The 9,157-nt window shown below is 63.0% G+C and carries 11 protein-coding genes; 4 read left to right on the forward strand and 7 right to left on the reverse strand.

Annotation, left to right across the window (positions count from 1 at the left end; translation table 11 throughout):
* Positions 1–125: 125 nt before the first annotated feature.
* Entirely contained in the window at positions 126–869 is a 744-nt protein-coding gene (locus tag JXQ94_RS00820) for a COQ9 family protein (RefSeq protein WP_421921934.1), read from the reverse strand.
* Between the two features lie 46 nt (positions 870–915).
* Here JXQ94_RS00820 and rpsU point away from each other — a divergent pair, with 46 nt between their 5' ends.
* On the forward strand, positions 916–1,197 hold the full coding sequence (gene rpsU / locus JXQ94_RS00825; RefSeq protein WP_366523930.1) for a 30S ribosomal protein S21: 282 nt from the start codon (positions 916–918) through the stop codon (positions 1,195–1,197).
* A 135-nt stretch (positions 1,198–1,332) separates the two neighbouring features.
* On the opposite strand, the gene JXQ94_RS00830 is transcribed toward rpsU, so the two are convergent.
* The 3 genes from JXQ94_RS00830 to JXQ94_RS00840 form a co-directional block, all read right to left on the reverse strand.
* Positions 1,333–2,733 carry an ABC transporter permease gene (locus JXQ94_RS00830; protein WP_421921935.1) on the reverse strand — a complete coding sequence of 467 codons (1,401 nt, stop codon included), beginning with the start codon at positions 2,731–2,733 and terminating at the stop codon, positions 1,333–1,335.
* A complete protein-coding gene (locus JXQ94_RS00835) occupies positions 2,733–3,674 on the reverse strand; it encodes an ABC transporter ATP-binding protein (protein ID WP_421921936.1) in 942 nt (313 codons plus the stop codon). Before JXQ94_RS00835 ends, JXQ94_RS00830 begins: the two co-directional genes overlap by 1 nt.
* Before the next feature lie 93 nt (positions 3,675–3,767).
* A complete protein-coding gene (locus JXQ94_RS00840) occupies positions 3,768–4,265 on the reverse strand; it encodes a DinB family protein (RefSeq protein ID WP_421921937.1) in 498 nt (165 codons plus the stop codon).
* A gap of 90 nt (positions 4,266–4,355) precedes the next feature.
* Between JXQ94_RS00840 and JXQ94_RS00845 the strand changes: the two genes are divergently transcribed.
* Complete coding sequence (locus JXQ94_RS00845) at positions 4,356–4,679, forward strand: TraR/DksA family transcriptional regulator (RefSeq protein WP_421921938.1); 324 nt, start codon at positions 4,356–4,358, stop codon at positions 4,677–4,679.
* A gap of 100 nt (positions 4,680–4,779) precedes the next feature.
* The gene (locus JXQ94_RS00850; protein WP_421921939.1) at positions 4,780–5,520 is read left to right on the forward strand and encodes a 2OG-Fe(II) oxygenase; all 741 of its coding nucleotides are present in this window, start codon (positions 4,780–4,782) and stop codon (positions 5,518–5,520) included.
* Here JXQ94_RS00850 and JXQ94_RS00855 read toward each other — a convergent pair.
* Positions 5,517–6,062, reverse strand: a complete 546-nt coding sequence (locus JXQ94_RS00855; RefSeq protein ID WP_421921940.1) for a DUF4269 domain-containing protein — start codon at positions 6,060–6,062, stop codon at positions 5,517–5,519. The genes JXQ94_RS00850 and JXQ94_RS00855 overlap by 4 nt on opposite strands.
* 126 nt (positions 6,063–6,188) lie before the next feature.
* Between JXQ94_RS00855 and JXQ94_RS00860 the strand changes: the two genes are divergently transcribed.
* Positions 6,189–6,809, forward strand: coding sequence for a class I SAM-dependent methyltransferase (locus JXQ94_RS00860; RefSeq protein WP_421921941.1), 621 nt, complete (start codon positions 6,189–6,191; stop codon positions 6,807–6,809).
* A gap of 612 nt (positions 6,810–7,421) precedes the next feature.
* Here JXQ94_RS00860 and JXQ94_RS00865 read toward each other — a convergent pair.
* Both JXQ94_RS00865 and JXQ94_RS00870 read right to left on the reverse strand, forming a co-directional pair.
* The gene (locus JXQ94_RS00865; protein ID WP_421921942.1) at positions 7,422–7,709 is read right to left on the reverse strand and encodes a hypothetical protein; all 288 of its coding nucleotides are present in this window, start codon (positions 7,707–7,709) and stop codon (positions 7,422–7,424) included.
* Positions 7,710–7,753: 44 nt separating this feature from the next.
* Complete coding sequence (locus JXQ94_RS00870; RefSeq protein ID WP_421921943.1) at positions 7,754–9,157, reverse strand: NAD(P)(+) transhydrogenase (Re/Si-specific) subunit beta; 1,404 nt, start codon at positions 9,155–9,157, stop codon at positions 7,754–7,756.

Genomic DNA, 9,157 nt, shown 5'->3' on the forward strand with positions numbered 1-9,157 from the left:
GGACAATGCGCCCGGCGCAGGGCGGGCGACAGGTGGCACGGCGCCGCGCGTCGATAAAACTCGCAAACCGAATGTGGGTATTGTCGGCGTGGATTTAAACCGGGGAAATGCCGGGACCGGGTGGACTAGACCCGGGGGCCCGGGCCGTGCCGCAGCTTTCCCAGCAGGCCGGCGAGGTCTGGCAGCTCCGCTGTCAGCTTGGCGATATTGGCCTTGGTTTTCTCGAAATCCATCACATTCTGGATCCGGCGATCGAGGAAGGCCTGGGCTTCCTGCTTCTCCGTGTCGGCCTCATTGAGCCAGCTCGACAGGGTCGAGCCATAGACGCCGGCGAGGATGGTGCGCTTGGAATAGAAGTTCACATCGGTGGATGTGTCGCCAATGGCCCGCCAGATCGTGTCTGCCGTCGCCCAGAGGAGCTGCGGCGCCTCGCTGGCGGCATCCGGCAGCATCAGGCGGGAACGCGCCCTGCGGGCGGCTTCTTCATGCGTGCCGATGGCTTCCAGTCGGGCCATCACACCGAATCGGACCCGCTCGCGGATCTTCATCGCCTTGATGTCCGCCTCTCGCACGGCGGCCACAACGGCTTGATCGAGTTGTCTCGACCAGCGCGCGATCAGATCGAGCGATCCCCGCGGGCAGGCCAGCCGGGCCTGGCCCTTGTCTATGCCGGCATCGGCGCAGGCCTGGTCGAAACTGTCATCGGTCCAGCCATCAAAGGCGGCCAACGGTAGAATCGACTCTAAAAGCGCGTCGCGTGTGCTATCCTTCACGGAGCGGGGCAGGGTATCGGCTTCCATCATGTCGATCTGTCTAGACCAGTGCAGTGACTTCGTCACCTCGCCCGTGTGTGCTGATAGTGTGGACACGTGGTCGCAGGCCTGCTAGTAGCCCCGCCTCTGGCGAACTAGCGGCGTGAGGAATGGCCCTCGCGTCCAACCTAATGGAGAGAGAGCCATCGTACAGATCGTTGTGCGCGACAATAACGTGGAGCAAGCGCTCCGCGCGCTGAAAAAGAAGATGCAGCGGGAAGGTACTTTCCGCGAAATGAAGCGTCGTAATCATTACGAGAAGCCCTCGGAGAAAAAGGCTCGCCAGAAGGCTGAAGCCATTCGCCGGGCGCGTAAGTTGGCCCGCAAGCGGGCACAGCGCGAAGGCCTGATCGCCAAGCGTGGCGGTGGCAGCGCGCGCCGCTAGGGTCGCCAGACCTCATTGCGAGTAAAGTGAAACCGCCGTGTCCGATCGGGCACGGCGGTTTCCTTTTGCCCGGGATTCAGGGAGCGCCTGACGGTGCCCACCGGCCGCCCCGAAGGGCAGCCGGCGACCGGTGCGTCAGGAGGCGGCAGGCTTTTTCTCGCCGCCCATCCCGAACCAGCCCTTCACCGTATCCTGGTTGGCCTGGTTGAGCGCGCCCATGCGGAACAGGATGCCGGAGCCCCAGATCACGAAGGCGGCGAAAGCGATCATCGCGGCACTGGTGCCAACGACTTCGACCATGCCGACTTCGTGCGGCAGGCGCGCCAGCATGATGAAGGGGGTCCAAAGCGGCACCCAGCTGGCGATTGCGACGACCGGCGAGTCCGGGGATTCGAAGGCCATCATGACCAGGAAGATCGGGACCATCATGACCAGCATCATCGGGGTCATCAGGGTCTGGGCGTCCTGCAGGGTTTCGCACAGCGAACCGATGGCCAGGAAAAGCGCGCCATACATCAGATAGCCGATGATGAAATAACCCAGGGCCGGCAATAGCAGGCCGGGGTTGAGCACGGCAGCCAGAATCTCCGCGATCGGCATGTCGGCTGAGGCTGCGACCTGTTGCATGCCGATCGTACCCAGCAGGCCCATTCCGCCCCAGACAACCAGCAGTGTGGCTGACACCGCGGCGACGCCGAGCAGCTTGCCAGTCAGGATCTCGTGATGCCGGGTCGATGCCAGCATCATTTCCAGGATCTTGTTGCCCTTCTCCTCGATCATGGCGCTCAGCAGCATGTTGACGACCGAGAAGATGATGACCCAGAGACCAAGGGCTGTGAACAAGCTCACAAAGAGTGGAATCCTGTCCGCCTCGGTCACCTCAGCCGTGTCGCCGGAGCGCTCGGGGTTGAGTTCGCGCACCGTGGGTGAGAGGTCGTCGGCGGTCTCGATCAATTGCGGGTTTACACCAGCATCGATGAGATATTGGGTCTGCATGTGATTGCGCAGCGAGTTGCGAATCTGCGACCGCAAATTACCGTCCGAGAGATTGGTGCTCCAGTAATCCACCTCAATCGCACCATCCGCGCCCTGGCGCAAAAAGATGACGGCGAACAGGTCGTGCTCGCCATCGGCTGCTGTAAAGCTTGCGCTCCCGTTCAGATAGGGTCGAAGCGCCTCCAATTCGGTCTCGCCGACATCAACGCGCAAATAGCGCTCGTCTGAAAACTGTGTTTGGGAAGCGAGCGCAGCTTCGATCTGGGGCAGGTCGCCGAACATTGCTTGAGCCGCTTCGCGTGCTCGCTCCAGCGCTTCGGCCCGGCTGGCCTCGGCCTGGGTTTCCAGGGCCGCCTCCAGCGTGCCGCCTGTCTCGTCAACGAGGACGTAATAGCGGGTCGGTTGGGAGTTCTCGATCAGGATCGGCATGCCGATCCCCAGCGCCATGAACATGGGCACTGAGGCGAGTGACAGCCAGAAGCCCCAGGTCGCGACGTAGGAGAGGAATTCGCGGCGGGCTATGAGATAGATGGCACGCATCACACAGTCTCCGTTTCGGCTGCGGCGCTCGAGCCGACAAGATGGACAAAGGCATCGTGCAGATGCGCGCGTACGGGCTCGAAGCGGGCGAGCTTCACGCCGCCGTCGACACAAGCCTTCAGTACGTCCTGGGCATCGGCGCCAGACGCGAGGTCAATGGTCCAGACGGCATTGCCGTCGACCGGTGCCTCGCGCGCGACCTGGCCTTTCCCGACGAGGAGTTGTCTGAGGTCATGGTCGGAGGTGACCTCCACGGTCACCCGGCGCGGCACCTCGCCCAGCGCCTGCTTGACGCTGCCATCGAAGACCTTGCGGCCCTTGGCGACCAGCACGATCTGGTCGCACAGGCGTTCGGCATGTTCCATGACATGGGTCGAGAAAAGAACGGTGCGCCCCGCCTCCGCCTGACGACGGACGATCTGTTCGAGCGCGTTCTGGTTGACCGGGTCGAGGCCCGAGAAGGGCTCGTCGAGAATGATGAACTCCGGCTCGTGCACCAGGGTCGAGATGATCTGAACCTTCTGGGCCATGCCCTTGGAGAGGGTCTTCACCTTGCTGTCGGCGACGCCGGGAAGCTCGAACTCCTCCAGCATGGCAAGGCCGCGCTTGCGAGCCTCAGCAGCGCCAACACCCTTCAGGCGGGCGAAGAAGGTGATGACATCGATCACCTTCATCTTGCGATAGATGCCGCGCTCTTCCGGCAGGAAGCCGACACGGTCGAGGGCGGCTGGCCGCGGCTTGCCTCCGAACAGGCTCACCGAGCCACTGTCGGGTGTCAGAATACCCAGCGACATGCGCAGGCTTGTGGTCTTGCCGGCACCGTTCGGGCCGAGAAAACCGGTGATGCGGCCGCGCTGGACGCCAAAACTGACATCGCGCACAGCCGGTTTGCCGTTGAACGTCTTGGAAACGTTCGACAGTTCGAGAATGGTCTCGGACATAATGCCCCCTATTCTGATCGCTGCGGAGCCTAGTCAGCCTGGCCGCCTGTCACCACCGGTATTGCGCAGCACAGCGTCCCCCGTGGCGTATCCTCACACAAGGTCGAGCACGAAATAGGGCAGGTCCAGCGGTGGCGGCTCGGCCAGGCCAAGCTGGGTGAGCTGGTGATGGGCCTGACCACGGTGGTGGGTCGCGTGATTGAACATGTGTGTAAGGATGATCCGGCGTGGCAGGCGTCGCGGCATTTCTGACATGTCGCGGTAGGCCAGCTCGGCGGCGATGGCGGTGTCATCCAGTCCGGAAATGAAGGCATAGGTTGCCGCGTCCTGGTCGCGCCGGGCTGTCCACAAAGTCTCGAACACGTCGGTCGGCGTCTCGTCCAGCCTTGCATAAGGGGCCGGCTGGGCCAGCAAACGCGCCATCCACAATTGGTCGGCGACCAGAATATGGGTCAACGTGCCCTGCAGGGAGCCGAAATAGGCGCCGATATCGCGCGTCCGTGCCTGGGCTCCGATTTCGCGTGCCGCGTCGTAGATGCGGCGATTGGCCCAGGCATTGTAATCGGCGAGTTGCAGGAAGTGATCACGCATGGCGGGCTCCAGGCTGTGCGCGGCGCTGGCCGCGGGGCAATCGGAGGCCGATAGTGCCTGCGCCGTCTTGGCACGCAAGGGTGAGGATACATGACCCCTGAAGATGCCCGCGCACGGCTCAACGCCCTGCGCCAGGAATTGCTCGATCATTCCGACGCCTCCAGCGAGGACCGCAAGCCGGTCGAACTCGACCAGCAATCGGTCGGCCGACTTTCGCGTCAGGATTCCATGCAGGTCCAGGCCATGGCGAAGGCCGCCAATGCCCGCCGTGTCCAGGAATTGCGCCGTATAGACGCCGCGCTGGCGCGGATCGACGAGGATGAATTCGGCTGGTGTGTGGAATGCGGGGAAGCCATAGAACCGCCGCGCCTTGAGATCGACCCCGCCGCCCCGCGCTGCGCCGCCTGCGCCTGACGGCCTGGCGTCGACCACTGCAATCGGACCGGAAAATTGCTGATCTATCACTTCTGTCTGGCCGCGCGGTCTGGAAGACTGGAGGCGAAGGGATGAGATCATGTTCGACCTGACACCGGACCGCTGCAAGGACGCCGCCAATCACCTGCGCGCACTGTCGCGCGGCCAGATCGATAATGCGCTGCTCGGCCCGGCCCATACACGCCTGCTCAAGGCGGTCGACGCAATCCCGCGCTGGACGCTGGTGACCCGTCTTGCCGGACGGCATCTTGATCTCGATGCCGAGGCGATGGCGCAGATGCCCAAGGCGCAGCGCGAGGAGTTTGATGTCCGTGTCCGGGCCGGGGCAGCCCAGGGCTTTCAATATCTCTACGAGACCTATCCGCTCTACGACAAATGGCATGGCGGCGTGCTGGGCGATGAGGCTCCGGTCTTTGCCGAACTGTTCGGTGTGCTCAATAGCGCCGCGTTTCTCGACCCCATGCGCGCGGTGCTGGATGCGCCGGATATCAGCTTTGCCGATGCCCAGTTGACCCGCTACCGCGCGGGCCATTTCCTGACCACGCATGATGATGGCGTGGCCGGCAAGAATCGTGTCGCCGCCTTTGTCCTCACACTGACCGAGGGGTGGCAGAAGGACTGGGGCGGGGCATTGGCCTTCCAGGCCCTGGATGGTCGCGTGATCGAGAATTTCGTTCCGCGCGGCAATACGCTGTCCCTGTTCAAGGTGCCGCAGCCCCATGAAGTGACCCCGGTCGCCAAGACAGTCAGCGCACATCGCGTTTCCATTACTGGCTGGCTGCGAACCGGCAAGGATCCGGGACCGCAAGCGGGCGACTAGCGTGTCGCGTACCCGGCCTGGCCGATGAGGGCCCGCAGCGCCTCATCGCCCGGTGAGGCCAGTTTCAGCAATTCCATATAGGCGTCGCCGCCCAGTTTCAGGCATTGCGCGAAGGCTGGCTCGGTCTTGAGACCGGTGGCCTTGGCTGCCCGGATGTCAAGCCTCAGCTGGTCCTCGGCAAGCTGGAGCAGGCGATGTTCGGCCAGCCAGTGGACATAGCTCTCATGTGTCTCAACCGGCCGCAGCCGGCCAAACACCTCGACCGGTATGCCCTCAAGCTCGAACTTTGCAATCACCGAGGCTTCCCCGGCATGGACATTGTCCTTTACGGCGGCATGCGGCCACAGCGAACACAAGGCGGCCTTGAATGTATCGAGCCCGGTCGTCGCCGAGCAGGCCAAATCAATATCCGCGCCCGGCCCGTGAATATTCAGCGGGATGGAGCCGACCCAGCGCGGGGTGAAGGCTGCGAGACGCCGCATCAGGCCGTGACGGGACATGATCTGGCGCACTTGGCTGCAGGGAAGGGGCTCATCGCTCATGGCGGCGATCTCGCGCGTCATGCCCGTCCTGTCAATACAGTCCGGGCGATCCGGTCCGCTAACGATTGTGTGCATGGACAGGTGAGCGTCCACGGGTCAGCCTGTGGTCCAATCAAAGAGGACGACATGGGATTTTACGAGGAACGCATATTACCCAATCTCATTGCCTGCGCCTGCGGCAGCAAGCCGGTCGCCAATCACCGCAAGATCATGGTGCCGGAGGCTTCGGGCCGGGTTCTCGAAGTGGGGATGGGGTCAGGTCCCAATCTGCCCTTCTACGACGCCTCCCGTGTTTCGCAGATCATCGGCGTGGAGCCGTCGTCTGGCATGCGGCGCAAGGCACGGCGTGCGATAGACCGGCAATCCATCCCGGTCGAGCTGCTGGATGCGCCCGGCGAGGCCTTGCCTGTTGAGGACCGCTCCGTCGACACGGTTCTGCTCGCCTTCACGCTCTGCACCATACCTGACTATGCCCAGGCCCTCACCGAGATGCGGCGCGTCCTCAAGCCCGGCGGTCGGCTCGTCTTCATGGAGCATGGTCTGGCTCCGGATGAGGGTGTGGTGCGCTGGCAGAGACGCCTGGAGCCGTTCTGGAAACTCACCGGCGGTGGCTGTCATCTGACCCGCCCGATGGACCGTCTGATCGAGCAAGGCGGTTTCCGGATCGACCGGCTGGAAGCGGATTATGAGCCGCGGACGCCGAAATTTGCCGGTTATGTCTATCGCGGGTTGGCGGGGGTTCGTTGAACGGATTTTCCGCCCGGCTTTGCGGCGAGGTGGATCGCCTCGAGGCGGCTTGCGCAGAGGGGACCATAGATCTCTTGTCAGCCAGCGGGCCGTATCCGTTTCTTCAGGTCAAGGGCCGCAAAGCGGCCGCTACGCGGGCAAGCCCCTTGAGCTGAAGAAACGGATACGGCTTTATCTCGGCAAGTGATTTTTGGTGGGGTGTGTGCCCGGGAGGCAACCACTATAATGGCGATTTCCGTTTTCACGATCCTCGGTGTCGCGACATCCCTTGCATCCGGCAATGCCCTCGCGAATCAAACCGAGTTGCGAAATCAGCGTGTGGTCGGAGTCTCAGTGCCTCGCATTGGATCGGGATATATAAGCTCGTTGGCGTTTGTCGACGTCGCAGCCCCGAATGGCGACCAAGAGCGGCTTTACATCAAATACTTCGGTCGCCACCAAGGCCTCCCTGCCCTTGGTGGTCGATGCGACTTTTGGGGTGAGGTCAGGCTTGTCAGTGGGTCGACCATCGAGGGAGCTGTCGATTCGGATGTGCCGTCCTTCCTCGTTTCGGAGTTCAAGTGCGGATATGTTTCCGATTGACGCCCGGATGTGATTGGAGGGTCCGGCCCCTTACGGCAGTCCCGGAAAGCTCGTCACATACTCGATCTTGAGGTCCGGGAAGCTGGTCACGAGCTCGATCGTGAAATCCGGGAAGCTGTCGACGAATTCCCACTTTCCGCACGCGTCCGGGAAGGATGTGACGCGTTCCACCTTGAGGTCGGGAAAGCTGGTGACGACCTCAACCCGGATATCGGGAAAGCTCTCCACCACCTGGACCCGCCCATGCAGGGGCATGCCATTGAACGTACAGTCAGGCTCAACGGGATCGGTGAAGAGGAGGGCGAGTTCGGCCAGCATGCGGTCCAGCCTGCCTCAGCGAGGCTGAACCGCAGCTGAAGGATCTAGTCCAGCGCCTTCAGGATGCTCTCTGTCATCTTCTTCGCATCGCCCAGCAGCATCATCGTGTTGTCGCGGAAGAAGAGCGGGTTTTCGACGCCGGCATAGCCGGAGCCCAGCGAGCGCTTGATGAAGAAGACCGTGCGCGCCTTCCAGACCTGCAGGACCGGCATGCCGTAGATCGGCGAGCCGGGATCGTCCTCGGCGGCGGGATTGGTGACGTCATTGGCACCGATCACGAAGGCCACATCGGCGTTCGAGAAGTCGGAATTGATGTCTTCCAGCTCGAACACTTCATCATAGGGGACATTGGCTTCGGCCAGCAGGACATTCATGTGGCCCGGCATCCGTCCGGCGACCGGGTGGATGGCATAGGCGACGTCGACGCCCTCGGCCTTCAGCATGTCGCCCATCTCGCGCAGCGCGTGCTGGGCCTGGGCGACGGCCATGCCATAGCCCGGCACGATGATGACCTTGCCGGCATTCTTCATCACGAAGGCGGCGTCCTCAGCCGAGCCCTGTTTGGCATTGCCTTGCGGACCGGCGGCAGCGGCGGCGTCGCCGGTCTCACCAAACCCGCCCAGGATGACCGAGATGAAGGAGCGATTCATGCCCTTGCACATGATGTAGGACAGGATCGCGCCGGACGAGCCGACCAGCGCACCGGTGACCAGAAGCGCGGTGTTCTCCAGCGTGAAGCCGAGCGCGGCGGCGGCCCAGCCGGAATAGGAGTTCAGCATCGACACCACGACCGGCATGTCGGCGCCGCCGATCGGGATGATCAGCGTCACGCCCAGCACGAAAGCGGCCAGGGTGATCAGCCAGAAAGCGGTTTTTGCGTCGCCGCCCGACGCCATTAGGAAGGCGATCATGATGACGATGAAGCCACCCATGGCGATGTTCAGCAGGTGACGGGCCGGCAGCAGGATCGGCGCGCCGGACATGTTGCCGTTCAGCTTGGCAAAGGCGATCACCGAGCCGGAGAAAGTGATGGCACCGATCGCTGAACCAACCGCCAGCTCGAACAGGGAAAGCGGTTTCAGACCACCCATCGCATCGGCAATGTGGAAGGATTCCGGAGCGAACAGGGCCGCGGCAGCCACCAGCACGGCGGCGAGGCCAACCAGCGAGTGGAAGGCGGCGACCAGCTGCGGCATGGCGGTCATCGGGATGCGGCGGGCGATGATCGCTCCGATCCCGCCACCGATCATGACGCCGACAAAGATCAGGGCGATCGAGGTCCAGTCCAGATTGACGGCCAGCAATGTGGTGACAATGGCGATGGCCATGCCGGCCATGCCGAAGAAATTGCCGTGGCGCGCGGTTTCCGGATTGGACAGGCCCCGCAGCGCGAAGATGAACAGGATCCCCGAGGCGAGGTAGAGAAGAGCTGCAAGATTCGCGGACAT

The sequence above is a fragment of the Maricaulis maris genome, from assembly GCF_049116555.1.
Lineage (GTDB): Bacteria > Pseudomonadota > Alphaproteobacteria > Caulobacterales > Maricaulaceae > Maricaulis > Maricaulis maris_C.

Coding starts and splice junctions, on each gene's coding strand:
- JXQ94_RS00865 (WP_421921942.1), bottom strand. CDS start 7,709: ATGCTGGCCGAACTCGCCCTCCTCTTCACCGATCCCGTTGAGCCTGAC.
- JXQ94_RS00870 (WP_421921943.1), bottom strand. CDS start 9,157: ATGTCCGCGAATCTTGCAGCTCTTCTCTACCTCGCCTCGGGGATCCTG.
- JXQ94_RS00845 (WP_421921938.1), top strand. CDS start 4,356: ATGACCCCTGAAGATGCCCGCGCACGGCTCAACGCCCTGCGCCAGGAA.
- JXQ94_RS00840 (WP_421921937.1), bottom strand. CDS start 4,265: ATGCGTGATCACTTCCTGCAACTCGCCGATTACAATGCCTGGGCCAAT.
- JXQ94_RS00860 (WP_421921941.1), top strand. CDS start 6,189: ATGGGATTTTACGAGGAACGCATATTACCCAATCTCATTGCCTGCGCC.
- JXQ94_RS00850 (WP_421921939.1), top strand. CDS start 4,780: ATGTTCGACCTGACACCGGACCGCTGCAAGGACGCCGCCAATCACCTG.
- JXQ94_RS00830 (WP_421921935.1), bottom strand. CDS start 2,733: ATGCGTGCCATCTATCTCATAGCCCGCCGCGAATTCCTCTCCTACGTC.
- JXQ94_RS00835 (WP_421921936.1), bottom strand. CDS start 3,674: ATGTCCGAGACCATTCTCGAACTGTCGAACGTTTCCAAGACGTTCAAC.
- JXQ94_RS00855 (WP_421921940.1), bottom strand. CDS start 6,062: ATGAGCGATGAGCCCCTTCCCTGCAGCCAAGTGCGCCAGATCATGTCC.